This window comes from Microbacterium sp. J1-1, from assembly GCF_024498615.1.
Taxonomy (GTDB): domain Bacteria; phylum Actinomycetota; class Actinomycetes; order Actinomycetales; family Microbacteriaceae; genus Microbacterium; species Microbacterium aurugineum.
Map to the genome: position 1 here is coordinate 2734097 of NZ_CP089590.1, position 25436 is coordinate 2759532.

At 69.9% G+C, this 25436-nt stretch carries 23 protein-coding genes and 1 other RNA gene; 3 read left to right on the forward strand and 21 right to left on the reverse strand.

Annotated elements, in window-relative coordinates:
- Positions 1-21: 21 nt before the first annotated feature.
- The 10 genes from LRQ07_RS13190 to ffs all read right to left on the reverse strand — a co-directional run bounded on the left by LRQ07_RS13190 (position 22) and on the right by ffs (position 12196).
- Positions 22-939, reverse strand: a complete 918-nt coding sequence (locus tag LRQ07_RS13190) for a DMT family transporter (RefSeq protein ID WP_256534868.1) — start codon at positions 937-939, stop codon at positions 22-24.
- A complete protein-coding gene (recR, locus tag LRQ07_RS13195; RefSeq protein WP_047521806.1) occupies positions 936-1529 on the reverse strand; it encodes a recombination mediator RecR in 594 nt (197 codons plus the stop codon). The genes LRQ07_RS13190 and recR overlap by 4 nt, the downstream gene beginning before the upstream one ends.
- Complete coding sequence (locus LRQ07_RS13200) at positions 1529-3787, reverse strand: DNA polymerase III subunit gamma and tau (RefSeq protein WP_256534869.1); 2259 nt, start codon at positions 3785-3787, stop codon at positions 1529-1531. Before LRQ07_RS13200 ends, recR begins: the two co-directional genes overlap by 1 nt.
- A 187-nt stretch (positions 3788-3974) precedes the next feature.
- A complete protein-coding gene (locus LRQ07_RS13205; protein WP_256534870.1) occupies positions 3975-6482 on the reverse strand; it encodes a glycoside hydrolase family 65 protein in 2508 nt (835 codons plus the stop codon).
- Complete coding sequence (locus LRQ07_RS13210) at positions 6479-7237, reverse strand: beta-phosphoglucomutase family hydrolase (RefSeq protein ID WP_256534871.1); 759 nt, start codon at positions 7235-7237, stop codon at positions 6479-6481. The genes LRQ07_RS13205 and LRQ07_RS13210 overlap by 4 nt, the downstream gene beginning before the upstream one ends.
- Before the next feature lie 100 nt (positions 7238-7337).
- Positions 7338-8555 carry an acetate/propionate family kinase gene (locus LRQ07_RS13215; protein ID WP_256534872.1) on the reverse strand — a complete coding sequence of 406 codons (1218 nt, stop codon included), beginning with the start codon at positions 8553-8555 and terminating at the stop codon, positions 7338-7340.
- A complete protein-coding gene (gene pta / locus LRQ07_RS13220; protein ID WP_232763588.1) occupies positions 8552-10669 on the reverse strand; it encodes a phosphate acetyltransferase in 2118 nt (705 codons plus the stop codon). The genes LRQ07_RS13215 and pta overlap by 4 nt, the downstream gene beginning before the upstream one ends.
- Before the next feature lie 64 nt (positions 10670-10733).
- Positions 10734-11432, reverse strand: coding sequence for a hypothetical protein (locus LRQ07_RS13225; RefSeq protein WP_232763587.1), 699 nt, complete (start codon positions 11430-11432; stop codon positions 10734-10736).
- Complete coding sequence (locus LRQ07_RS13230; RefSeq protein WP_256534873.1) at positions 11429-12037, reverse strand: rhomboid family intramembrane serine protease; 609 nt, start codon at positions 12035-12037, stop codon at positions 11429-11431. Before LRQ07_RS13230 ends, LRQ07_RS13225 begins: the two co-directional genes overlap by 4 nt.
- 62 nt (positions 12038-12099) lie before the next feature.
- An RNA gene (ffs, locus tag LRQ07_RS13235) (signal recognition particle sRNA small type) lies at positions 12100-12196 on the reverse strand.
- A 173-nt stretch (positions 12197-12369) separates the two neighbouring features.
- Here ffs and LRQ07_RS13240 point away from each other — a divergent pair.
- From LRQ07_RS13240 to LRQ07_RS13250, 3 genes are read left to right on the forward strand one after another with little or no spacing between them, the layout of a single operon-like run.
- A complete protein-coding gene (locus tag LRQ07_RS13240) occupies positions 12370-13359 on the forward strand; it encodes an AAA family ATPase (protein ID WP_047522165.1) in 990 nt (329 codons plus the stop codon).
- An 11-nt stretch (positions 13360-13370) separates the two neighbouring features.
- Positions 13371-14561: a DUF58 domain-containing protein gene (locus LRQ07_RS13245; RefSeq protein ID WP_256534874.1), complete on the forward strand. Its 1191-nt coding sequence runs from the start codon at positions 13371-13373 to the stop codon at positions 14559-14561.
- Positions 14548-16815 carry a transglutaminaseTgpA domain-containing protein gene (locus tag LRQ07_RS13250; protein ID WP_256534875.1) on the forward strand — a complete coding sequence of 756 codons (2268 nt, stop codon included), beginning with the start codon at positions 14548-14550 and terminating at the stop codon, positions 16813-16815. The genes LRQ07_RS13245 and LRQ07_RS13250 overlap by 14 nt, the downstream gene beginning before the upstream one ends.
- A gap of 33 nt (positions 16816-16848) precedes the next feature.
- Here the strand turns inward: LRQ07_RS13250 and LRQ07_RS13255 are convergent, their stop codons facing one another.
- The 11 genes from LRQ07_RS13255 to mpaD all read right to left on the reverse strand — a co-directional run bounded on the left by LRQ07_RS13255 (position 16849) and on the right by mpaD (position 25436).
- Positions 16849-17739, reverse strand: a complete 891-nt coding sequence (locus tag LRQ07_RS13255; RefSeq protein WP_232763584.1) for a rhodanese-related sulfurtransferase — start codon at positions 17737-17739, stop codon at positions 16849-16851.
- 57 nt (positions 17740-17796) lie between these two features.
- Entirely contained in the window at positions 17797-18525 is a 729-nt protein-coding gene (locus tag LRQ07_RS13260; protein WP_256534876.1) for a hypothetical protein, read from the reverse strand.
- Entirely contained in the window at positions 18522-19250 is a 729-nt protein-coding gene (locus tag LRQ07_RS13265) for an ABC transporter permease (protein ID WP_256534878.1), read from the reverse strand. The genes LRQ07_RS13260 and LRQ07_RS13265 overlap by 4 nt, the downstream gene beginning before the upstream one ends.
- The gene (locus LRQ07_RS13270) at positions 19247-19963 is read right to left on the reverse strand and encodes an ATP-binding cassette domain-containing protein (protein WP_256534880.1); all 717 of its coding nucleotides are present in this window, start codon (positions 19961-19963) and stop codon (positions 19247-19249) included. The genes LRQ07_RS13265 and LRQ07_RS13270 overlap by 4 nt, the downstream gene beginning before the upstream one ends.
- Positions 19956-21605, reverse strand: a complete 1650-nt coding sequence (gene mpaP, locus LRQ07_RS13275) for a daptide biosynthesis intramembrane metalloprotease (RefSeq protein WP_256534881.1) — start codon at positions 21603-21605, stop codon at positions 19956-19958. The genes LRQ07_RS13270 and mpaP overlap by 8 nt, the downstream gene beginning before the upstream one ends.
- Before the next feature lie 31 nt (positions 21606-21636).
- Entirely contained in the window at positions 21637-22476 is an 840-nt protein-coding gene (gene mpaM, locus LRQ07_RS13280) for a daptide-type RiPP biosynthesis methyltransferase (RefSeq protein WP_256534882.1), read from the reverse strand.
- A 64-nt stretch (positions 22477-22540) separates the two neighbouring features.
- Positions 22541-22660 (reverse strand): MpaA3 family daptide-type RiPP, encoded by a 120-nt coding sequence (gene mpaA3 / locus LRQ07_RS18530; protein WP_308191516.1) that lies wholly within the window; start codon positions 22658-22660, stop codon positions 22541-22543.
- A 34-nt stretch (positions 22661-22694) separates the two neighbouring features.
- Positions 22695-22820 carry an MpaA2 family daptide-type RiPP gene (gene mpaA2 / locus LRQ07_RS13285; RefSeq protein ID WP_256534883.1) on the reverse strand — a complete coding sequence of 42 codons (126 nt, stop codon included), beginning with the start codon at positions 22818-22820 and terminating at the stop codon, positions 22695-22697.
- 42 nt (positions 22821-22862) lie between these two features.
- Positions 22863-22997: an MpaA1 family daptide-type RiPP gene (mpaA1, locus tag LRQ07_RS13290; protein ID WP_256534884.1), complete on the reverse strand. Its 135-nt coding sequence runs from the start codon at positions 22995-22997 to the stop codon at positions 22863-22865.
- A gap of 4 nt (positions 22998-23001) precedes the next feature.
- Entirely contained in the window at positions 23002-24186 is a 1185-nt protein-coding gene (mpaC, locus tag LRQ07_RS13295; RefSeq protein WP_256534885.1) for a daptide-type RiPP biosynthesis dehydogenase, read from the reverse strand.
- Entirely contained in the window at positions 24183-25436 is a 1254-nt protein-coding gene (mpaD, locus tag LRQ07_RS13300; protein WP_232763619.1) for a daptide-type RiPP biosynthesis aminotransferase, read from the reverse strand. Before mpaD ends, mpaC begins: the two co-directional genes overlap by 4 nt.

The following is a 25436-nucleotide window of genomic DNA, read 5'->3' on the forward strand; positions in this document are numbered from 1 at the left end:
CGAGGAACGGTGCCTCGACGATCAGAGCGTCGGTGGGAGCGCCTGCGCAGACACGGGGCGCAGGCGACCGCCCGTGGCGGCGAACCAGCATCCGGTGATGATCAGCGGGAACCCGAGGAGCAGACCCGGCGTCAACGGTTCGGCGAGGACGATCGCCCCGAGGACGATCGCGACCACCGGGTTGACGTACGTGAACAGCGGAGCGCGTACCGGCCCCACCTCGCGGATGAGCGCGAAGAACGCGAGGAACGCCACCGCCGTGCAGATCACGGCCAGCGCGAGCAGCGCCCCGATCGACGGCAGCGTGGGCACCTGATGCTGCGTGAGCAGGCCGATCGGGAGGTAGAAGATCCCGATCATGAGCAGCGACAGCGTGATGGTGCCCAGAGACGGGACGGCGTTGAGCTTGCGAGCGACGATGAAGGGAGCCGTCGCGTACAGCACGGCCACCAGGAGCACCTCCCCCGCAGCGAGAAGGCTCACTTCGCCCCCGAAGAGTCCCGGGCCTGCGACCACGACGGCGACACCGAGGAATCCGACGAGCAGGCCGATTGCGCGGGCGGGCCGGAGCACCCCGCGGTCGCCCCCGCCGAGGGCGATCAGAGCGGCGAACAGCGGCACTGTTGCTACCAGCAGCCCGGTCATCCCGGAGGTCAGCGTCATCTCGGCATGGCCGAGCAGGAGGAAGGGACCCGCCATCTCGACCGCGCCGAAGGCGAGGACCCAGGGCCAGTGCTTCAGAGCGGCCCGCAGCGCGCCGCTCCGGATCGCGAAGGGCAGCAGCAGCACTGCGGCGATCAAGGTACGTCCGGCCACGATCGCCGGCGGGGAGATCGACTCGACCGCGACACTGATGAACAGGTACGGCACGCCCCACAGCAGGGCCATGGCCCCGAAGAGCAGCCAGCCGCGACGCGAGAAACCCGCGCTCGGCGTCACAGGACGCGCCGGCCCTCGAACGCGCGCCCGAGCGTGACCTCGTCGGCGTATTCCAGGTCGCCGCCGACGGGCAGGCCGGAGGCGAGACGGGACACGGTGATCTGCATGGTGGTCAGCAGTCGGCTCAGGTAGCTCGCCGTCGCCTCCCCCTCGAGGTTCGGGTTGGTGGCGAGGATCACCTCCTGCACCGTGCCGTCGGCGAGACGCGTCATGAGCTGCGCGATACGGAGGTCGTCGGGACCGATGCCGGCGATGGGGCTGATGGCCCCGCCGAGGACGTGATAGAGCCCGCGGAACTCCCGGGTGCGCTCGATCGCGGCGACATCCTTCGCGTCTTCGACCACACAGATCAGTGCCTGGCTGCGACGCGGATCACGGCAGATCCCGCATCGCTCCTGCTCGGCCACGTTGCCGCAGATCTCACAGAACCGCACGCGGAGTCGGATCTCGCTCAACAGCTCGGCGAGACGCGCGACGTCGAACGTCGGCGTCTGGAGGATGTGGAACGCGATCCGCTGTGCGGACTTCGGGCCGATGCCGGGGAGCCGACCGAACTCGTCGATCAGCTCCTGAACGATGCCGTCATACATCAGGAGAACCTCGTCGGGGGCTCGTAGGGCTCTTCGCGCAGGAACGTCGCGCCGAGCACCTGGCGGATCACGGCCTCACCGTAGCGCTGCACTCCCCCGGCAGTCGGAGCGCGCTCGATGACGACCGGGGGGGCTATCGCCGTGCGCTGCACAGGTGCCGACCGTTCGGGCTGAGCCTGGCGCGCCACCGGCGGTTCGTACGACGGGTCGTAGGGCGGCTCATCGTCATATGCCGGAGCCTCGTCATCACCGGGAAGCGGTGGTGCGTCGCGATCGACAGCACCATCGGACGGCAGCAGGGGTGCGGATGCCGCCGCTTCGACCTCTTCCGGCTCGTCGTCGACCGGAAGCGGAGCGGCGGCTGCGGGCGGCACGCTCGGCTGCTCCACGGCGGACGGGATCGGCGCGACGGCCCACTCCGTCACGGTGGAGGCCGACGCATTGCGGACCTGCGGACGGGACGACCCCGCTGACGCAGGCTCCGATGCGGGAGCAGGATCGGCGGGTGCCGACGGGCCGGACGCCGCGGACTGCCGCGGAGCTCCTCCGGTGGGCATCGGTGCGGGCAGGTACTTGACCCGCACGCCCAGCTCGCTCTCGATCGCCGACCGCAGATGGTCGGAGGGTCCGGAGCCCGGAGTGGTGCCCTTGAACTTCGCGACATCATGCTGGCTCGTGAAGCCGAGCGTCAGGACCTCGGTATCGGTGGCGTAGGCGAGCGGTTGCACCGCGGTCGCCAGCAACCAGGACGTGCGGCTGATGCTCTCGAGGCGGGTCAGCACGGCGGGCCACGAGGCGGTGATGCGTTCGAGGGTGACGGGACCGTGCGCGACGGCGGGCTCCGGTGCGGGTGCCGCCTCGGGTGCGGGTGCGGGTGCTGCCTCGGGTACCGGTGCGGGGCTCGGCGCTTCGTTCTCGGTGTGCGCGGCGGCCGGCTCCTCGGCGGGGGCGGTCTGCGCAGCAGCGGGGGCAGCGGCTGGAGCGGCCGGCGTCGCCACCGGAGCAGCAGCCGGGGAGCCCGCTGCGGGCGCCGGGGTCGAGACGGCGGCAGGAGTCGCGACAGTCGCGGGAGTCGAGCGGGCCGGTGCGGCCGCACGCTCGGGCGCGGTCGCGGGTGCCGGATCCGATGTCGACGCCTCCGACGCAGCGGCGAGCACGCGAGCCACCATGAGTTCGAGGTGAAGGCGCGGAGAGGTCGCACCCGACATGTCGTCGAGGGCGGCGCTGACCACATCGGCCGTGCGCGAGAGCCGCGCCGACCCGAAGGTGGCCGCCTGGGCACGCATGCGCTCCAGATCGTCTTCGGCTATGCCGCGGAGGACCGCCGAGGCACCGGCTCCGACCGCCGCGATGACGATGAGGTCTCGCAGGCGTTCGAGCAGGTCGTCGACGAAGCGGCGCGGATCCTGACCCGTCTGCACCACACGGTCGATCGCCGGGAAGGCGGCGGCCGCGTCTCCTGCGGCGAGCGCGTCGACGATCTCGTCGAGGAGGGCGGCATGTGTATAGCCGAGCAGCGACACGGCACGCGCGTAGCCCACCGTCACCGTCTCGGAGTCGGCCGGGGCGTCGGATCCGGCGATCAGCTGGTCGAGCAGCGACAGCGTGTCTCGAGGCGAGCCACCACCGGCGCGGACCACGAGCGGGAGGACGCCCTGTTCGACGATCACACCCTCTTCGGCGCACAGCTTGGCCACGTATTCGAGCATGGCGGCGGGCGGCACGAGCCGGAACGGGTAGTGATGCGTGCGGGAGCGGATCGTGCCGAGGACCTTCTCGGGCTCGGTGGTCGCGAAGATGAACTTGACGTGCTCCGGCGGTTCTTCGACGAGCTTGAGCAGCGCGTTGAAGCCCTGCGGCGTCACCATGTGCGCCTCGTCGAGGATGAAGATCTTGTACCGGTCGCGGCTGGGGGCGAACGTCGCCCGTTCACGCAGGTCTCGTGCGTCGTCGACACCGTTGTGGCTCGCCGCGTCGATCTCGACGACGTCGAGGGATCCGCCGCCGGCACGCGACAGCTCGACGCAGCTCGGGCACACGCCGCAGGGAACGTCGGTCGGCCCCTCAGCGCAGTTCAGGCAGCGCGCGAGGATGCGGGCAGAGGTCGTCTTGCCACAGCCGCGAGGACCGGAGAACAGGTACGCATGGCCGACTCGATCGCCGCGCAGAGCCGTCATCAGCGGATCGGTCACCTGGGACTGCCCGATCATCTCGCCGAAGGTCTCGGGTCGGTAGCGGCGGTAGAGGGCTGTGGTCACCTCAACAGCCTACGGCGTGCCACCGACCTTCGCTTCGGGAGACCGGCATCCTGGCCCGATCCGTCCACACACGCCGCCGAGACCCCCGCTGGTCGTCCGCGCCCCCTCGCTTCGGCGCACGCCAGCGGGGGCGCCGACGAACAGCGGGGGTCTCGGCACAAAAGAGAAAGGAGAGAAGGAGGGAGGGTCAGTCGATCGGTTCGATCACCGGGACCGCGGTCGTGATCACCGGAACGGATGCCGACATGCGCGTGCCGTCCTCGCGTCGTGCATCGGCGAACTGCCGCAGCGTCGGACGCCCCGGGAGCATCGGCCCCTGATCGGCGAGGGGTACGACGGCCGCATCCTCCACGGTGGCGAAGTAGGCGGTGTCGCGCACGCTGAACGGCACCGGCGGACCACTGCGCACCTCCACGCGGAGCTCGTCCCTCGTCACGGTCACCTGCATCGTGGACCCCTGCCACTGCAGCGGGAACGAGAGGGAGGGCCAGTCCACCGGAAGCCGCGGATCGAAGCTGAGGTCGCCCGCGTAGTCGCGCATGCCGCCGAAGCCGCACACCAGCGCGGTCCACACCCCACCGGCGGAGGCCACGTGCACACCATCTGCGGCGTTGTGGTGCAGATCGTGCAGGTCGACGAACAGCGACTGCTCGAAGTACTTCCTGGCGAGGTCCTGGTAGCCCACCTCGGCGGCCATGATCGACTGCACGACCGCCGACAGGGTGGAGTCGCCCGTGGTCAGCGGGTCGTAATAGTCGAAGTCGGCCTTCTTCTCCTCGGGCGTGAAGTGGTTGCCCTGCAGGAACAGCGCGAGCACGACGTCCGCCTGCTTGAGCACCTGGAACCGGTAGATCACCAGGGGGTGGAAGTGCAACAGCAGCGGCCGCTGCTCGGAGGGGGTGTTGGCGAGATCCCAGACCTCGCGCTCGAGGAAGAGCGAGTCCTGCGGATGGATGCCGAGGCCCTCGCTGTACGGGATGAACATCGCCGACGCCGCCCGCTCCCACGCCTCGGCCTCACCGGGACCGAGCCCCGTGCGATCGACGAGCTTGACGTAGTCCTCCGGGTGGCTCTCCTTGATCTCGCGCACCACCTTGGCCGCATACCGGAGGTTGTAGCGCGCCATCACGTTCGTGTACAGGTTGTCGTTGACGACCGTCGTGTATTCGTCCGGGCCCGTGACGCCGTGGATGTGGAAGGTCTCGATGCCGTCTCCGGAATCCACCTCATCCACCAGACTCGAGGCGCGCCAGAACCCGAGGGTCGCCCACAACCGTGCGGTCTCGATCGCGATGTCGGCGCCCTCGCGCCGCAGGAACTCCTCGTCCCCCGTGGCCCGCACGTACTTGCCCAGCGCGAAGCTGATGTCGGCGTTGATGTGGTACTGCGCGGTGCCTGCGGCGTAGTAGGCGGAGGCTTCCTCGCCGTTGATGGTGCGCCAGGGGAAGAGCGCTCCCGCCTCGTTGAGCTGTGCCGCACGACGACGCGCAGCGGGGAGCATGCCCGCGCGGGCGCGGAGCGCGTTGTACGCCCACCGCGGCGTCGTGTAGGTCAGGAACGGGAGCACGTAGATCTCCGTGTCCCAGAAGTAGTGGCCGCTGTACCCCGACCCGGAGACGCCCTTGGCGGGGACCCCGGCGCCGTCGGCGCGCGCCGATGCCTGCGCGAGTTGGAACAGGCACCAGCGAGTGGCCTGCTGCAGGTCGTCGCGCCCGCCGATCTGCACGTCGCTGCGCTCCCAGAACGCGTCAAGCCACTCCCGCTGACGCCGGAACACCGTCTCGACGCCCTCATCCGCCGCACGGTCGAGCGAACGACGGCAGCGGTCGACGAGTTCACGCGGCGGCACCCCGCGTGAGGTGTGGTAGCTGACAAGCTTCGTGACCGTGATCGGGACGCCGGCCTTGGCCTGCACGCGGAACACGTTCTTCGCGATGTCGGGCTCCACGAGCGTGCGTGCGTTGTACTCGTTCTCGGTCTCGACGATGTGGTCGGCGACCACGGCGACGGTCATCCCGGAGTCTGCGACCCGGTACGACAGCGCCGAGCGCAGTCCGTCCTGCCAGTGCTCGGCCGGCTCCAGCACGCGGTCGGCGATCTTCTCGGCCTTGCGCGGGTCGAAAGCGGCCGCCTTCGTGCCGATCGGCGTCCCGGCGTACACACCGGCTCCGTCCTGGCGGTTCAGCAGCTGGCAGCTGATCGTGACCGGGGCATCGGCGTTCTCGACGACGACCTCGAGCCGGAGGACGGCGAGGTGGCGCTCCTCGAAACTCACGATGCGCTCGTCACGCATGCGCACGCGCTTACCCGACGGGGTCTCCCACACCACCAGGCGCTCCAGGACACCGGTGCGCATATCGAGGGTGCGCCGGTACTCGCGCACGTCGGCGTCGTCGAGCGAGATCGGCTCGTCGTCGACGTACACACGCATGACCTTCGCGTCGGGGGCGTTGACGATCGTCTGCCCGACCTCCGCGAATCCATAGGCCTGCTCGGCGTGCCGGATCGTCCAGGTCTCATGCAGTCCGTTGATGAAGGTCCCGTGCTCCTGGGCACCCCGACCTTCGATGTGGTTGCCGCGGAGGCCGAGGTAGCCGTTGCCCACGGAGAACAGCGTCTCGCTGACGCCTTCCTCCGAGTAGTGCGTGTCGATCAGACGCCACGCGTCGACGGGGAAGCGGTCGCGGTCGATCATGCGGTCTCCGGGATGTCGGTGCGGGTGGCGGGGACGAAGACGGCGAGATCGTCGACGACGATCGTGGCGCCGGCGGCTCGCAGGGCGTCGGCACCGGCCCCGCGATCGACGCCGATCACGGTGCGGTAGCCGGCTGCGGAGGCGGAGGCGGCACCGGAGGTGGCATCCTCGACGGCGACGGAGCGGCTCGGGTCGACCCCGAGGGCCGCGGCGCCGGCGGCGAACATGTCGGCGGCAGGCTTGGAGGCGAGACCATCGCGCTCCGCCACGACGCCGTCGACCACGACCCGGAAGAGGGAGCGGATGCCAGCGGCGGCCAGCACCTCCTCGGCGTTCTTCGAGCTCGACACGACGCCGAGCGGGATTCCGGCGTCACGCAGGCTCTCGACGAGCGCGAGCGACCCCGGGTACGCAACGATGCCCTGCGCGCGTAGAGACGCCGCGAAGGCGGCGTTCTTGCGGTTGCCGATGCCGCAGATCGTCTCGGCGGAGGGGTCGTCGTCGGCGTGTCCCCAGGGGACTTCGACGTTGCGGCTGCGCAGCAGACTCGCGACGCCGTCGTAGCGCTTCTTGCCGTCGACGTAGTCGTAGTAATCGGCATCCGTGTACGGCGGGGTGATGCTCCACCGGGCGAACACATCGTCGAACACGGCCTGCCAGGCGCGCATGTGGACCTCGGCGGTCGGGGTGAGGACGCCGTCGAGGTCGAAGAGCACGCCGTCGGCGTGGAACAGGTCGGGCAGTGCGTCTGGCACAGAGCCTCCAGGAGACGGGCGATCAGCGGGCCGGCACCTCTCCGTGCCACCGCTCAAGCGTAATGCGGCATCGCGTCACGGGGTAACCCCCGCGAGCGGATCAGAGGAGCTCGGCCGTCTGCCTGGCGATCTGCAGTTCCTCATCGGTCGGCACGACGAGCACCGTCACCGCGGAGGCGTCCGTGGAGATCCGACGGATGCCGCGCTCACGAGCGTCGTTCCTCGCCGGATCGATCTCGACGCCCGCGAAACCGAGGGTCGCCAGCGCAGCGGCCCGCACTGGCGCGGCGTTCTCGCCCACACCGGCCGTGAACGAGATGACGTCCACTCCGCCGAGCTGTGCGATGTACGCCCCGGCGTAAGCCCGCAGGCGGTGCACGTATACGTCGAAGGCGAGCACGGCGGACTCGTCTCCGGCATCCACACCGGCGAGGATGTCGCGCATGTCGCTGCGGCCGGCGAGTCCGGCGAGACCGCTGCGGGTGTTGAGCAGCGAGTCCAGGTCGTCGATCGAGTACCCGGCACGGCGGGAGAGGTGGACGAGGGCCGCCGGATCGATGTCTCCCGAGCGCGTGCCCATCACCAGGCCCTCGAGCGGGGTGAGCCCCATCGACGTCTCCACCGAGCGCCCGCCCTTGATCGCGGTCACGGAGGCGCCGTTGCCGAGGTGGAAGACGAGCTGCCGGAGCTCGGCGAGGTCGCGCCCGAGGAATGCCGCCGCCGCCTCGCTCACGTACTGGTGGCTCGTGCCGTGGAAGCCGTATCGCCGCACCCGATGCTCGGCGGCGAGCGCTGCGTCGATCGCATAGGTGTACGCGGCGGGCGGAAGCGTCTGATGGAACGCGGTGTCGAACACGGCCACGTGCGGAACCTGATCGAACACGGCGCGTGCGGCCTGGATCCCGGCGAGGTTCGCGGGGTTGTGCAGGGGGGCGAGCACCGCGAGCTCGTCGATCTGACGCTCCACGTCGGCGTCGATCAGGGTCGGGGCGTAGAAGCGCGCGCCGCCGTGGACCACGCGGTGTCCGACCGCGACGGGGCGACGCTCGTCGAGCGAGGGCCCGTGCGCGGCGAACTGCTCCCGCATCACCTCGAAGGCGGCGGCGTGGTCGGCGATCGGCTGCTCGCTGCGGTACGTCGCGTCGAGCATCGTCGGCACGGCGGCGTCCACGGCGGGGCGGACGGTGTGCGCCACGGGACTGGACTCCTGCCCGATGCGCTCGATCAGTCCGCTCGCGAGCAGGTCCTCCTGTTCGATGTCGATCAGGCTGTACTTCAGCGACGACGACCCGCTGTTGATCACCAGGATCGCGCTCATGCCCCATCTCCCTGCGCCTGGATCGCCGTGATCGCGACCGTGTTGACGATGTCATCGACGAGCGCGCCGCGGGACAGGTCGTTGATGGGCTTGTTGAGCCCCTGGAGCACCGGTCCGATGGCGACGGCTCCTGCTGAGCGCTGTACGGCCTTGTACGTGTTGTTGCCGGTGTTGAGGTCGGGGAACACGAACACGGTCGCCCGCCCGGCGACCGCCGAGTCCGGGAGCTTGGCCTTGGCCACCGCCGCATCCGCCGCCGCGTCGTACTGGATCGGCCCTTCGACCGGGAGCTCGGGGGCACGCTCGCGGACGAGCGCGGTCGCGGCGCGCACCTTGTCGACGTCGGCCCCGGAGCCGGACTCCCCGGTCGAGTACGACAGCATGGCCACGCGCGGATCGATGCCGAACTGGCGGGCGGTCTCGGCGGAGGAGATCGCGATGTCGGCGAGCTGCGCGCTCGTCGGATCGGGGATCACCGCGCAGTCTCCGTAGACGAGCACACGATCGGCGAGCGCCATGAGGAAGACGCTGGAGACCACGTTCACGCCCGGCTTGGTCTTGATGATCTCGAACGACGGACGGATCGTGTGCGCCGTGGTGTGCGCCGCGCCGGAGACCATGCCGTCGGCCAGACCGAGATGCACCATCATCGTGCCGAAGTACGACACGTCGGTCACCGTGTCCGCCGCTTGGGCGAGGGTGATGCCCTTGTGCGCCCGCAGCCGTGCGTACTCGGCGGCGAACCTCTCGACCAGTTCAGGGTCGGTGGGGCTCAGCACCTGGGCCGCCGCGATGTCGATGCCCAGCTCGACGGCGCGGGCACGGACGGCCGCCTCGTCGCCGAGGATCGTCAGATCCGCGACCTCCCTCGCGAGAAGCGTCGCCGCGGCCCGCAGGATGCGGTCGTCGTCGCCCTCGGGCAGGACGATGCGACGCCGATGTGCGCGTGCACGCTCGATGAGGCCGTACTGGAACATCAGCGGGGTCACCACGTGTGCCTCGGCGAGCCCGAGCTGCTCGGTCAGCTCCACGATGTCGACGTGCGCCTGGAACAGGCCGAGCGCGCGGTCGTAGCGGCTGCGCGAATCCACGGAGAGGCGCCCGCGGGTGCTCATCACACGCACGGCGGTGTCGTAGGTGCCCAGATCGGTCGTGATGATCGGCACCGATGACGCGAAGCCGTCGAGCAGGCGCACGATCTGCTCGGGAAGAGGGAACGGGCCGTTCAGGATGATGCCGGCGATGCGTGGGAAGGTGCCGGACGCATCGGCGAGCAGGGCGGCCAGCAGCACCTCGGTGCGGTCGGCCGGGATCACCACGACCGCCTCCTCGGTGAGCCGCGGCAACACGTTGACCATCGACATGCCGGCGACGACGATCGTCAGCGCCTCCCTGGTCAACCGGTCCTCGTCGCCCGTGAACAGCGTGCCGTCGACGGCGGTGAGGATGTCACGGATCGACGGGGCCACGAGCGCACGGTCCTCGGGGATCGCCCACACCGGCGTGTGGTCCTCGGGGAGCACGGCGTGGACCGCGTCGATGACGGCGTCCAGCGCATCGGGGTCGGCACGGTTCACCGCGACGGCGAACAACTCCGCACGCTCCTCCGAGAGCTCGGACAGCGCGAGTGCAGCGATCTGTCCGATCGCCGCGGCCTCACGGGCGGTCGTGGTGCCGAGCTGTTCGGCCTGGCGCTGCTGATCGCGACCGCTGAGCACGAGCAGCACGGGGACACCGAGGTTGGCGGCGATCCGCGCGTTGAACCCGAGCTCGGCGGGGCTCGCGACATCCGTGTAGTCGCTGCCGATGACGACGACGGAATCGCACTGCGCCTCGACGGACTTGAACCGCGCGACGATCGTCGACAGCGCGCTCTCCGGGTCGGAGCGCACATCGTCGTACGTCACGCCGATGCAGTCCTCGTAATCGAGGTGTACGCCGTCGTGGGCGAGCAACAGTTCGAGGATCTCGTCGCGCTCGGTCGTGGACCGCGCGATCGGGCGGAACACCCCCACCCGCGGCGAGACGCGCATCAGGGCGTCGAGCGCCCCGAGGGCGATCGTCGATTTGCCGGTATGACCTTCGGCCGAGGTGATGTAGATGCTCCGCGCCACGAGCCCAGCTTAGGCGCGGCGTTCAGGAAGCCGCCGGGGAAACCACCGGGAGAAACGCGGGGTCTCACTCGCACGGACCGGACAGTGCGTCGACGACGGCGGCGGCATCTTCCTGGAAGCGCGCGTAGTAGTCGCGATCGGTGTTGATCTGCACCCGGTGGATCGCGTGCGAGGGCTCCAGTTCTTGCCATCCGGGCAGGCGGCCCAGCCGGTCGTAGAACAGCGTCGCCGCGGTCTGCGGATCCATGCGCTGCTCGACGCTCCCCCACCACTCCTGCTGCTGGAAGAGTCCGATGCTGGTCGTGCGCGATCCGTCGGGGTTGGTGAACCCGCTCGTCTCCCAGTCGCCGTAGTCGATGTTGCGCAGGCTGCTCTCGCCCATCGCCGTCATCACCCCGAGGATCTGCCCGTCGCGGCGGAACCCGAGGTCGCCCGCCGTCCGGATGATCGTCGCGGCATTGTCGAGCTGTTCCCCGCTCCAGCCGCGGATGCCCGCCTCGGGGAACGTCCGGGGTTCGTCGAGGCAGATCGGGGCGGGATCACGGGCGAGTCCCAGCGGGATCAGCGCGAGCAGTCCCCCGAGGACGACGACCGCCGCCGCGGAGAGCAGCACCCGTTGCAGGATCTTCCTCCGGCGCGCCCGGATCGCGGCACGTCTGCGCGCGCCGGTCTTGCGTCGCCGCGTCGCGCTCTTGCGGCTCTTCGCGGTCTTCTTTGTCGCCGCTCGACCTTTCGGCCGGGAGGCCGTGCGCCCCGGAGTCATGTCGCCACGCTGCCGCGCGCCGTGCGGGGGCGACCGGCGAACGCAGCCATACCCCCGCCGATCGCGCCGAACAGGTGACCCTGCCAGGAGATGCCCTCTGCGGCACCGAACACTCCGGCCACCATCGAGCCGCCGTACAGCGCGATCACGACCAGAGCGATCACGGCGTAGAGGATGCGGTGGGCGACGCGTCCGGGGGCGAACACCCGCATCACGACGTAGCCGAAGTAGCCGAACACGAGCCCGGAGGCGCCGACCGTCAGCGTCCCCGGAGCGTTCACGACCCAGGTCCCGATGCCGCCCACGATCGCGACGATGGCTGTGACGGCCCAGAACCTGCGGGCACCTTCGACGGCGACCAGGCATCCGAGCACCAGGAAGGGCACCGAGTTCGCGATGAGGTGCTGCCAGTTCGCATGCAGGAGCGGACCGAGCACGATGCCGCCCAGACCCGAGACATCCCAGGACCTCAGACCGAAACCGGTGAACGACCCCGGAAGGACCGCATCGGCGAACTGCACGATCCACATCGCGACGATCAGGAGCACCGGCGAGGCGAATCGGCCGAGCGGATGCTGCGCCTTCGGAGGCGGGGAGACGGTCACCGGACGATTGTCTCAGGTGCGGCTGACGTTCGAGTGGGCGTCACGACAGGGCACCCGCACATGAAAAAGACTCTCCGCGCACCCAGCAGAGCCCGGTTACCCTTGCTGCGTTTCCGCCCTGGGGGAATTGGCCTGGATGCTGTCACGCGGAGAGCCGTCAACCATCCTAACCCGAGCACGTGGGGTGCGACGACACCGCTCGAGCGCTCGACGGACCGGCTGGGTCACGGACGCCGCCGCCGCCCTCTCAGGGGAAGCTTCCAGAGCGGGGACCGCGCCGCCGGGTTACGATCGAGTAACGCGCACCGCAGCGCCGATGTGAGAGGGAACGCATGCCAGAGAACGCCCCCCTGATCCCGGTGATGATCGATGCCGAACGGTTCGCCGCGCAGACCTCTGCGATCCTCGGCTCCATCGGCCGGGTCATCGACGGGAAGCCAGACGCCGTGCGCAGCGCCCTCGTCTGCCTCCTCGCCGAAGGGCACCTGCTCATCGAAGACGTCCCCGGTGTGGGCAAGACGATGCTCGCGCGTGCCCTCGCCGCGAGCGTGGACGCGACCGTGCGCCGCATCCAGTTCACGCCCGACCTGCTGCCCGGCGACGTCACGGGTGTCTCGGTCTACAACCCGGTCGACCAGGAGTTCGAGTTCAAGCGCGGCGCGGTCTTCGCGCACATCGTGATCGCCGATGAGATCAACCGCTCCTCCCCCAAGACGCAGTCGGCCCTGCTCGAAGCGATGGAGGAGGGGCAGGTCACCGTCGACGGGTCGACCCACATGCTGCCGACACCGTTCCTGGTGGTGGCGACCCAGAACCCGCTCGAGATGGAGGGGACGTATGCGCTCCCCGAGGCACAGCGCGACCGCTTCATGATGCGCATCTCGATGGGGTACCCGGACGCGGAGGCCGAGACACTCATGCTCCGTCAGCGCGATGTGGTGAACCCGCTCGCCGCGGTGTCACCCGTCGCCGACGCGACCGCCATCTCCCAGCTCATCGCCTGGGCGCGCTCGGTCCATGTCGCCCCCGCGCTGGAGGAGTACACGGTCGCCCTCGCACAGGCGACCCGCTCCGACCCGAACCTTCACCTCGGTGCCAGTCCGCGGGCGACCCTGCAGCTGATCCGCGCCGCGAAGGTGTGGGCGGCATTGGACGGCCGCGACTACGTCATCCCCGACGACATCACGGCCCTGCTCATCCCGGTCCTCGCCCACCGGCTGCTGCCGGCGCGTGGTGCCCACCGTGCGGGCGCACAGCCCGTCGAGGCCGCACTCACCCAGATCGTCGAGCGGGTGCGCGTCCCCGTCGCGACGCGTTCCTGACCGGGTCGATCATGCGAAGACGCCGACCTCTCACCGTCCGTGGAGCCGGCGCGCTCGTCGCCGCCCTGTGCTGCGTGATCGCCGCCAACGTCTTCGGCACCCGCATCCTGCTCTACATCGGGCTGCTCCTTGCCGCCCTCACGCTCTTCTCGCTCCTCGCCGTCCGCCTGCCCCGCCGCTCGGGGACGGTCACGCGTCAGATCTCCACCGATCTGCTCACCGTGTCGGAGACGTCGCGCGTGACGGTGCGGATCTCGCTCCGCGCGCTGCGGGTGCCGCACGGGCTGTGGCACGACATCCTCCCCGCGGCGGTCGCCGGCGATTCCGGCGGTGAATATCCCCCCGAGTCGGGTCAGCTGACGTACCCGATCACCGGTGTGCGACGGGGTGTCTGGCCGCTCGGCCCGCTGATGCTGCGCACCGTCGATCCGTTCGGCCTCGCACAGCGCGAGCAAGCGTTCGGAGAGACCCGGAGCATCACCGTCGTCCCCGAGGTCTTCGCCCTCGCCCCGCTGGCCGTGCGCGTCGGAGCCGCCGGCGGAACCGCGCACACCTCGTCGACGCGCCTCGGGCAGGGCAGCGACAACCTCTCGCCGCGGGGGTACATCCCCGGAGACTCGATGCGCCGCATCCACTGGCGTGCGACCGCCCACCGCGGACAGCTCATGGTGCGCCAGGAGGAGGAGGAATCCAGCCCCGACGCGGTCGTCGTCCTCGATCGCAGTGCGGGCCGCTGGGATGCGTCCGGCGCCGATGCCGACCCGGCCTTCGAAACCGCCGTGTCGCTCTGCGCCTCCGCGGCCGTGCACCTCGCCTCCGAGGGGTACAGCGTCGACGTGATCGACAGCGCCGGCACGCTGCTCGGTGCGCTGCGCGGGCACGAGGACGATCGCGACGGACTGCTGGTGGCGCTCGCGATGGTCGCCCCCAGGGGTGAGGGCCGTGATCTGGCGGCACTCATCGGCGGCACCCCGCCCGGGCCTCTGGTCTTCATCACCGGTCGGCTCGATGAAGAGGACGCCGCCCGGCTGCGTCCGGCCGGAGCCGCCGCGCCGATGCTGTTCAGCACGGAGCTTCTCCCCGGCGCCGCGGAGGCGGCCACTCCACACGGCTGGACGGTGGCGACGCTCGGGCCCGTCATCGCGGACGCGTGGGAGGACGCCGTCTCGGCGCGGATCGGAGTCGGCGATGTTCCGCGCTGAGCAGCACCCGAAGGCGACCGCGCCCCCCGCGCACACGGCGCCGACGTGGCACCGCGACGAGGAGGAGCCGACCGGTGTCGTCGGTCCCGGTGTGCTGGCCGCGACGGCGACGATCGTGGCGATGTGGCCGTACACCTCGGTGATCTCCCCCGGAGCGTGGTCTTCTTCGGTCCTCATCGTGATCCTCGCTGTAGCGGGTGGGGGCATGCTCCTGCGGCGACTGCTGCGCCGACGGACAGCCTGGCTCCGGGACGCCGGGACGTTCCTCGGTCAGATCATCGTCGCGGTCGCGATGGTGACCCTGCTGGTGGCCGGCGATACCGCGCTCTTCGGCGTGTTTCCGACACCGACGACCTTCGCCGTGTTCGGCACTCTCGGTGCTGCGGCCCTCGAAGCGATCGTGTTCGGCTCCGCGCCGTTGGATGCCTCGCCGGCTCTCACCGCCGCCATGGCCTCCGGCTTCGCGGGCGTCGCGATCCTGGTCGATCACCTGGTGGCGCATCGCTCCGCGGTGCTGGCGACCCTGCTGACAGGGATCGTCGGCGCCGTGCCGATGATCATCACCCTCGGCGACACGAACGTCGTGTGGTTCGTGCTGTTCGCCCTCGTCGCACTCTTCCTGTTCCGGTACACCGCGAGGCGGCGTCCGGAATCCCCCCGCAGGTCCTCGCTCTCGGTCGCCGTCGGTGTCGGAGCCGCCGCTCTGGTGACGACCCTGGTGATCGCTCCCGCGCTTCCGGTCGCGACGAGCATGGCGGGCACCGGCGTCGGGGTCACGGTCGATGCCTCGTTGCGTCTGGGCGATGATCTGCGTCAGCCCAATCCGGTCGAAGTGCTGACCATCGCGGCGAAGGCCGACGTGGCCCCCTATCTGCGGCTGACGACACTCTCCCGTTTCGACGGCCGGGTGTGGCAGCCGGACCGGGGCGACCTGCAGTCGCAGGACGACGGGTTCGGCACTCCGGAGTGGGGACCGGAGATCGCGACGGAGGAGGAGAACACGTCCATCCGCGTGCTCCGCATGTCGAGTTCGTGGCTGCCGGTCCCGTACCCGGCGACCGACGTGCAGGGGCTCAGCGGCTCGTGGCGGGTGTCCCCCCTCAACCGCACCCTCTTCTCGCGCAGCGCCGACGCGGTGGGGAACGACTACACCGTCACCTCCTCCCGCCTCGTTCCGACGCTCGAGCAGATCCGTGCGATCGATGCGGCATCGCCCGTGGTCGATCCCGACGCCGAGCCGGTGGAGCTGCCCGAGATCATCGCGGAGCGTGCCGCCGAGGTGACGGCCGCCGCGAGCACCGACTACGACCGGCTGATCGCCCTGCAGAACTGGTTCCGCTCGCAGTTCGCGTACTCGCTGGAGACGCCGGTGGAGGAAGGCTTCGACGGCACCGGCGCCGAAGCCGTGGCGCAGTTCCTCGACGTGCGATCGGGGTACTGCGTGCACTTCGCGGGGGCGTTCGCGCTCATGGCGGAGAGCCTGGGGATGCAGGTGCGCATCGTCGTCGGCTATCTTCCCGGCTCGCTCACCGACGAGAAGCGCGGCAGCGAATCGGTCTTCTCCGTGACCAGCGATCAGCTGCATTCCTGGCCGGAGGTGCTCTTCCCCGGTATCGGCTGGGTGCCGTTCGAGCCCACCGCATCCTTGGGCGTGCCCACCGCGTTCCGTGCGGGAGTGACGCAGGGCGGCGAGTCCGGATCACCCGCCACCCCCGCACCGACCACGGCCCCGCAGAGCGAGGAGACCTCGGGACCGGAGATCGACCGTGCGGACGCCGGGGGCGACTCGGCCGACGGCGCCGCGCAGCGTCGTCTCGAGCCGACGCCGGTCGTGCTCATCGCTTTCGGCGCCGTGGCGCTGCTCCTGGTACCGGCACTGATCCGCATCATCGAGCGTCGCAGACGATTCACGCAGGCGAGGCGCGGCGATCCCGCGGCAGCCTGGGCCGAGCTCCGCGACACTCTGATCGACCTGCAGCTGCCGGTCTCCGACGCCGACACCCCGCGGGTCCGTGCTGCCAGCCTGGTGCGCGACCGTCGTGTCGACGCGGAGACGATGCGACGACTGACGCATGCAGTCGAGCAGACGAACTACGCGCGATCGGCCGAGCTGCAGACGGATCTCACCGAACCGCTCAGCGAGGTGCTGCGGGCATTGCGCCGGAGTGTGGATGGGCCGACGCGTGTGCGGGCGACGCTGCTGCCCCGGTCACTGTACGCTCCCCGCGCCGCGGAACCCGGGGTCGCCGTCTGAGCATGCCCGCACGCGGGCGAGTCTCCTGAGCGGTCACGCGGCATGGGCCGTGCAGGGCACGGCCACGCAGGTCTCGCACACCACGAACTGCGAGCGGCACGACAGGTCGGGGCAGTTCGCGGTGCGCTTGGTCGGCACCCCGCACCCGACGCACTCCCCGATGACGCGCGCATGGTCCGAGAAGTCGACCGAACCGCGGCCGTCGAACACGTAGAGCGATCCGTCCCACAGCCCGTCGTCGCCGTACTTCTCGCCGTAGCGGACGATGCCGCCCTCGAGCTGGTACACCTCGCCGAAGCCGCGCGCCGTCATCAGGCTCGACAGCACCTCGCAGCGGATGCCGCCGGTGCAGTAGGTGACGACGGGTTTGCCCTTGAGATCGTCGTAGGCACCGGAGTCGAGCAGTCTCACGAAGTCCCTGGTCGTCTCGGTGTCGGGCACGACCGCGCCGCGGAACCTCCCGATCTGCGCCTCGAGGGCGTTCCGGCCGTCGAAGAAGACCACCTCGTCTCCGCGCTCGTCGATCAGTCCGTGCAGCTCTTCGGGCGTCAGTCGGGTGCCTCCGCCGACGACCCCGTGCTCATCGACGCGCAGTTCACCGGGCGCACCGAATGAGACGATCTCGTCGCGCACCTTCACGCTGAGCTTGGGAAAATCGAGGCTGCGCCCCTCAGCATCCAGCCCCGTCCCCTCACTCCATTTGATGTCCGCATCGGCGAACGGGCCGTAGGAGCGGAACGATCGCAGCCACTTCTTCAACACGCCGATGTCGCCGCCGAGGGTGCCGTTGATCCCGTCCTTCGAGATGAGCAGGCGCCCACGCAGGCCGAGCGCCTCGCCGAGGTCGCGTTGCCAGACACGGACGGCCTCGGGATCGGCGAGGGGCGTGAACGCGTAAAAGAGGACGATCTTGGGGGTTGCCACCTAGGGATCCTACGTCGTCACCCGAGCGGTTCCGAACCCCGGTGCGGCTCGAGACCGCTACGTCACATCGCGTTTCAAGAAGGTGACTCCCCCCGCGACGAGAGCCGCCAGCATCCATCCGACGGCGACCGGCACAGAGCCACCGGGTCCGTCGGCTGGCGACACCCCCACAGCCGTGACGTCGAACCCGAAAGCGTCGAGCAGCGCGATCAGCGGGAAGCCGTGGGCAGCGGCGCTCCAGAACATCGCGACGAGGACGGCGCTGCCCAGAGACATCGACGCGACGAAGAGCGCCACGAGATGGTTCTGGACGACGATGCCCACCCCCAGTCCCCAGAGGCCGGCGCCTGCGCCGACGGCCAGTGCGGATCCCACCGATGCCCAGCCCACCGGGACACCGCCCATCGCGACGGCCAGCGCGATGTGGCCACCGGCGAGTCCCGCGAGAGCGACGACGGTGCCGCCGAGAGCAGACCCGAGTGTCCGGCTGAGCAGCGTCACCCACCGGGGTTGCAGCATCAGCCGCTGCGCGACGACGCCATCCCGCCGGTCGACGGTGTAGCGGAAGGAACCGTAGACCGCCGCGAGCACCGCACCATAGGTCGCGTGCACCGCGCTGAACGGCGCACTGAGTGCGGCGCGGACCCCGGCCGGTGCCTCGGCGAGCTCCGCAGGAACGCTCGTCGCCATCGAAGTCGACAACACGAAGGCGGCCGCGACCACCCAGAGGAGGACGATGTCGCCGGTCACACCGCGCGCGTGGGCTCGGAGCGCGCGGACGATCATCCCACCCTCCTGCGACCACCGGTCCACGCCACCGCGACCAGCCCTGCGGTCCACGCGAGTGCGACGACGAGCGCCGGGCCGAACTCGAGCAGGCGGCCCTGATACCCGGGCACACCCAAGGCCGCGAGCGCCAACCCGGGCGAGAACTTCGCCACCTCCGGCACCGTGCGCAGCAGTGCGAGTTCCCCCACCATCGGCAGGACGAGGACGAGGACGGCCGTCACGTAGTAGTTGCGGGTGATCCAGCCGATGGAGCCCCCGATGAGCGCACCGAGCACGCCGCCGACCAGAGCTCCCGCGCAGAGGCGCCACCCGTCCGGCGTCAGAGTGAGCGACAGACCGCTCCGGCTCAAGAAGACGGCGACACCCGCGGCCCACACGACGAAGAGGCCGACGGACAGGGCGAGCGCGACGAGGACGCCCGCGACGAGCTTTCCGGCGAACGCACGCCGGAATCCGACGCTGGTGAGGGTCCGGCCCATCGAGCCGTAGTAGTACTCACGAGTGACGCCGTACGCGCCGACGAACGCCGCGGAGACCGCCGACCAGGCGAGAGGTTCCAGGAGACGGGTGGTCTCCGCGGCGGAATCGAGGCCGGCCACGTCGAGGCGCGATCCGTCGGAGAACAGCACGAAGGCGGGCAGGAGGAACGCGACGAGGTAGACGGCGAGGAGGGAGAGCCCGCTCACGGAGCGCAGGGCCTCGCTCTGGACCGTGCCCCTCATACCGGCACTTCCTCGACGAGTTCGAAGTACTTGCTCTCCAGGGAGTCGCCGTTGCTCGTGACCAGGTCGCCGAGTCGTCCGGCGAAGAGTGCTCGCCGTTTGATGACCACGACCTCATCCACGATGTGTTCGAGTTCTGACAGCTGATGACTGGCGACCAGCACGGTGCCGCCGCGTTCGGCGAAGCGGCGGAGGAACCGGCGCAGCCAGCGGATCCCGTCGGGGTCCAGACCGTTCGCCGGTTCGTCGAGGATGAGCGTGGGCGGCGCCCCGATGAGGGCGGCGGCCAGGCCGAGCCGCTGAGCCATCCCCGTCGAGAACGTCTTCACGCGACGACGCGCGTCGGCGGTGAGCCCGACCTCCTCGAGGACCTCGTCGGTCCGGCCGCGCGGCGCACCGGCCGCGAGCCGACAGATCTCCAGGTGCCGCCGTGCAGTGATGCCCGCCTCGAAACCGAAGCCGTCCATGTGCACACCGACGTGCGATGCGGGGTTGTCGAGCGCCGAGAACGACACACCATCGATGAGGCTCTCGCCGCTCGTCGGCCGGAGCAAGCCGACGATCGTGCGCAACGTCGTCGATTTGCCCGCGCCGTTCGGCCCCAGGAGCCCGACGATCGTCCCGCGCGGGACGACGAAGGACAGGTCTTCGACAGCGGTCCGGCGGCCGTACCTCTTCGTGAGGCCTCGGACCTCGATCGCATGTTCAGTCATCTTCCTGCCTCTCGTGCTTCTGGTCCAGAAGGGCGGACAGCGGCGACACCACGCCGGTCGCCCAGAGCGTCTGCCACAGACTCCGCGTGCCGAGCGCGACCTGCGCCCGTCCGGTCGGCGGCGTGCTCCCGCCGCCGTCGTCCACGTCGACGCCGGCGATGACCGTTGCGGGGACGTCCACGCCGTCCGCCGCGACGGGGACGAGCACCGCCCAGGGGACCTCCGTCGGCATCGGCGGCTCCGGCCTTATGGTCCCCCCGGCGACCCGCGAGCTCGCGAGGAGCCCGGCGCTCATCAGCTCGACCGGGGCTCCGTCCGGCACCTCCGCCTCGGCGGCGGTGCCCGGCTGCACGAGGAGCACACGGTCACCTCGGGTGACGAAACCGTACGTCGCCGTCACCGGCAGCGGGATCACGGCGCCCACGACCACGATGCTCGCGATCAGCGTCGCACCGACGGCGAAGAAGCGGAGCCGGGAGACGCCCGACCGAAGGACGCGGCGCAGCGCCCTCGAGAGGATCACGATGCCGACGAGCACCACGGCAGCTTCCAGGACGACGACGAGGACCCCCAGCACCGGTCCGCCTCCGGCGAGCGCTCGCACCACGCGGGAGACCGCGAACAGCACGAGCGCGATCGGGGCGACGAGACAGGCGAGACCGAACGGCACGCTCCACCACCGATCGAGGCTCCGTGCGGTCCGCGGACCGCCGAACAAGATCCGGGTCAGGAAGTCCACTCCGTCGTGAATCGTCCGGTCCCGGAGGTTCGGTTCGTCGAGCGCACTCATGAGCGCGATGTAGCCGTCGAATCGCACGAACGGAATCAGGTTGACCAGCACGATCGCGACGCAGGACACGGCGAGGAGCAACAGCGCCTGGTGGATCAGAGGGTCCGGAAGGACGAGCGCGGCGAGGAGGGCGACCGCGGCGGCGACGGCGTGCACGGCCGGCCCGGCGAGCGCGACCGCGACACGTTGCCACCGGTCGGAGAGGCGCCAGCCGTCGGTCACATCGACGAAGAAGGCGGGGGTGAGGTAGTAGAGCATGAAACCCGCGCGGCGCGGTTCGCCGCCGAACCGTGTGAGCGCGAGCCCATGAGCGCTCTCGTGGAGCAGCGTCATGACGGACAATGCGATGACGACGCCCACGAGTCCGGGCAACGACACCGGCATGGTCAGGACGTCCCACACCTCACCTGTCTGCAGGGCCGCAGCGCCGAAGCCGAGGCAGAGCACCACCAGAAGGGATGCCAGAACCCCTCGGCGTGAGAGCGGGACGATCAGGCGATTCCAGCGGTCGAAGAACGCCGGTGCACGCAGCGTCGCGAACTGCAGCGTGAACGGGGGCCGATAGGTCACTCTGCCGGGCGGGGGCTTCATGTCACCGGCCAGGAGCCCGCTGGCGCGAAAGCGCTGGATGAGCAGGAGGAAGTCCTCCCGCGGCTCGGATGCGGCGAAGCGCGTGTGCAGGTCGCGGAGCGTGGTCTCGCCGTCCATCGCCGTGAGCAGATCGACGACGGCCCGCGAGACCCTCGACGACGGCACCCCCTGCAGCAGCGCGATCCACACCCCGGCCTCCCCCACTTCCTCGAAGACGACACCGGGGGCGAGTAGCGGACGATCATCGGCCGTGAGCGGCACCGGGGCGCGAGAGTCTCGCCGCCGAGCGAAACTAGGCGGTGTCATCGTCACGCGCCCGATCCCGGGTTCCGACCCACGTCGTCGTGAGGAGAAGGATGTCCGCTCCGGGGTGCGTCCGCACGGACGAGACGGCAGGTTCAGCGAAACCGGCGTCCACGAGCTCGCTGGAGAGGAGCTCGTGGCTGAGCACACGCAGCCGACTCGTGAGCACGCGCACGTCGCCGCCCGCCACGACATCGGCGAGGCGCACCCAGTTGACCAGGCGAGCCGCGCCGCCCTCCTCCATCTGCTGCGAGAACAGATAGGTCTCCTCGCCGCCGGGTCCGGGACCGGGCCCGGGGACACGGATCTCCTGCTCGCTCGGCACCGTCAGGCTCTCCGCTGCGGCGCCTCCGGCGACGGAGAAGGCGAAGACCCCTCCCGGCGCGAGGTGGCGTCGCACACTCGCGTACAGGCGCGCCCTCCCCTCCCTGTCCAACAAGGTGATGGAGGTCGCACCGAGGACCACGAGGTCGTACGGACGCGGCAGGCTGAAGTCGCGCATGTCGGCGATCACGCAGTCGAGCCTCGGATGGTCGGGCAGGGCACGACGAAGGTGCGAGAGCATGTCGTCGGAGAGATCGAGCGCGGTCACCGATCGGCCGGAGCGCACCAGCGGGATCGTCAGCCTCCCGCTGCCGGCGGCCACATCGAGGACCGGACCCGCGGCTTCTCTCGCGAGCGCCAGCACCTCTCGGATCTCCGCGGCATCGGCGCCGACCAGTCGCTCGTAGAAGTCGGTCCCCTCTCCCGTGTACAGGTCCTGTTCCCGAGGGACCGCACCCGCCCGGTCGAGCCGCGCCGCGATGGCTTCGGTTATCGTTCCTGACATTCACCACACCTCTCCGCGGGAGTGAGGGGGTGCGGGCGCGCGGAACCGCCCGCACCCCGACCGGTCACGTCGCGATCGCCGCGGCACCGCCGACGATGGCGATGATGTAGCTGACGTGCTCCCACCACTCGAGTGGCGCGTCGATTCGTTCGAGTTCCTGGAACTCCAGCAGATCAGTCTGCATTTCGTACCTCCTTCATCACGTGGCGATGCGCTTCCTAGGTCAGCGCGAGAATTCCGATGATGACGCCGACAGCGAAGCCCCGCACGAAATCATCGGAGTTGTTCAGAGCGTCCATCGCCTCGAGTTCAGTGAATTCGAGCCTCTGCACTTCGGTGTTCATACCTCTCTCCTTCCTCGTCTCGATCTCCGTCGGGCGACGGGATCACGTCGCAGCGGCAGCGCCGATCCCGATGAGGATCAGCGCACTGATGGCGCCCTGATAGAAGCTCTCCCAGCTGGGAGCCTCCATGTCGTCCAGCTCCTGGAACCGGAGTCGCTCTTCCACGTTCTTGATCATCTCTTCACCTCCTCTGCACGGCAGTCGAGGGCCGGCGTTGATCGCCGGCACACGGATCGCTCCACCGGGAACCGCGGAGGACCTCACGGATGTCGTCGGCGACGAGGCCGGTGAGCATCGGGCGGCGATCTCCCCACGACGCCTCGGTGGACATCGAGATGCGGCCGACCTCCCGCGTGGTCGGTCGCGACGGAAGCGGGATATCCCAGCGCTCGAGGAGGGCGGCGATACCCGCGGCCGGTTCGAGAGGCAATGCCACCCCGCTCGCGACCCGCGACCAGAAGTCCTCGAGACTCTGCCGATCTCCCCAGCGGGTGTCACCCGCGCAGATACGACGCCAGACCGCGGCGATCACCGCTGCCGTGGCGACCATCTTGCGAGTCCTGAGCACGAAGGCCACTTCGTTCGCGACATACCAATGGCGAGCGCTGTAGGGATCCTGTCCGCGCAGAGCCGCACCGCGTTGGGTGGCTGCGCTCAACCGTGCGAGGCGCAACCGCCCCGCGGGCGAGCCGGCGTCCTGGGTGGCGGTCTCGAGGAGGGCTCTCCCGAGGATGACGGCCTCGCTGTTCCCCCGGGCGCTTCGTCGCGAACTCGTCGACGTACCGGCGAGACGCAGGAATGCCTCCAGCGCTCCCTCACGGACGGCGCCGTACGTGAGGGACTCCAGGCTGCGTGGATCGATGACGGCATGACGGGGTCTGAGCGAGCGTCCGACGATGAGCCGATAGCCGTTCCCGTTCTTGAGGATACCGACGCTGTTCGTCTCCGACGAGGTGCCCAGAGTCGTCGGCACGGCGATGATCTCCACGGGCGGCGGCGCATCCGGCAGCACGGTCAGCGCGGACCTCTCCGCATGACCGATGGCATAGTCGAAGACCTTCCCCGGAGCGAGCGCGAGCGCGGCGATCTTGCTGGCGTCGAGCACGCTGCCCCCACCGACGGCCACGATGACCTCGGGCGACCGACGAACGATGTGCCGCGCGATCCTGGAGACCGACGTGACATCCACCGACGGCGCGTCCACCATGATGGTCCTCACCGCAGACCCGGCCCGGAAGGGAACCGTGACTGCCGAGTCCGAGATCACGAGGACCTCTCGTCCCGCGATGAGGTGCGTCATCACCTGATGCGCGACGCCGGGGCCGTGCCACAGGGTCGGGACGCGTCCGGTGAAGTGCGCGGTCATGCTGCCGCTTCCTGCACTCGCGCGAGGCCGGAGCGCACGGCGGCTTCCACCGTGCGGAGCTCCTCCGAGGTGAATCCGTAGGCCGGGATCAGCTCGATGGAGCTGGGGCCGGGCTGCACCAGGACGCCGTGGTCGGCGATGGCGGAGACCACACGGAGAACCTCGGAGGAGGACAGCCGGCGCTCATCGTGGTGTCGGAGCCCCATCCCCACGAAGCAGCCCCGCCCCGTGACCTCCGTGATCAATCCGTCGGACTTCAGCGCCGTCGCCAGACGGAACAGCTCGGCCCCGAGTGCCTTCGTCGTCGTTTCCACGTCGATCCGACGCAGTTCCTCGAGCACCGCGGTGATGGCCGCCGCGCACACCGGCGTTCCCGCCTGCGTCTCCCCGTGGACGAAGGTCCACCCGCCTCGCGCGAACTCGGAGGCGACACGGGGACCCACGAGGATCGCGGCTGCACCCGTCGCGCCGTTCGTCAGTGCTTTCGAGAGGAGGAGCACGTCGGGAGCGGCCGGCCACTCGTCGGTGGCGAGCATCGCGCCGGTGCGCCCGAATCCCGTCGCGACCTCGTCGGCCACGAGCAGGAACCCGTATTCCTCGCGCAGCAGCACGAGGCGATCGATGAACGCCTCGGTCAGCGCATATGCGCCACTGCCCAGGACGGGCTCTACGACGACCGAGGCGACTCGGGACCCTTCCCGCTTCAACAGAGTGGCGAGCTCTTCACCGTCATCGCTGGACGAGACGTGCCGCACCGACCTGCGATCGACCGAGTAGACGGATTGCAGGAGGTCGTCTCCGCTGAGCGCGTGGCTGCCGTACATCGTGCCGTGGTAGCTGCCTTTCAGCCCGACGATGAGGGATCGGGATCCTGCGCCCTTCTGCGCCCAGTACTGTCGTGCGAGCTTCATGGCGGCATCGTTCGCGGCGCCGCCCGAGGTGGAGAAGATGACGCGGCTGTACCTGGTCGGGTCCGCGAGGTCGAGAAGACCTTCCGCGGCGGCTTCGGCATACCGATGCGACGCGCGGAACAGGGTCAGGTACGACGCATCGTGTGTGGCTCTGGCCACGGCCTCGCCGACGACCGGATTCCCGTACCCGAGAGGAACGTTCCAGAGCCCGCTCGTCGCGCACAGGCGTGTGGATCCGTCGGCGAACTCGATGCGATGTCCCGCGGCGCGGACGGCGACGCGATCAGGAGGGAAGGTCGCATCCGCGGGGAGCATCGAGCTCCACACGGCGTTCGGCAC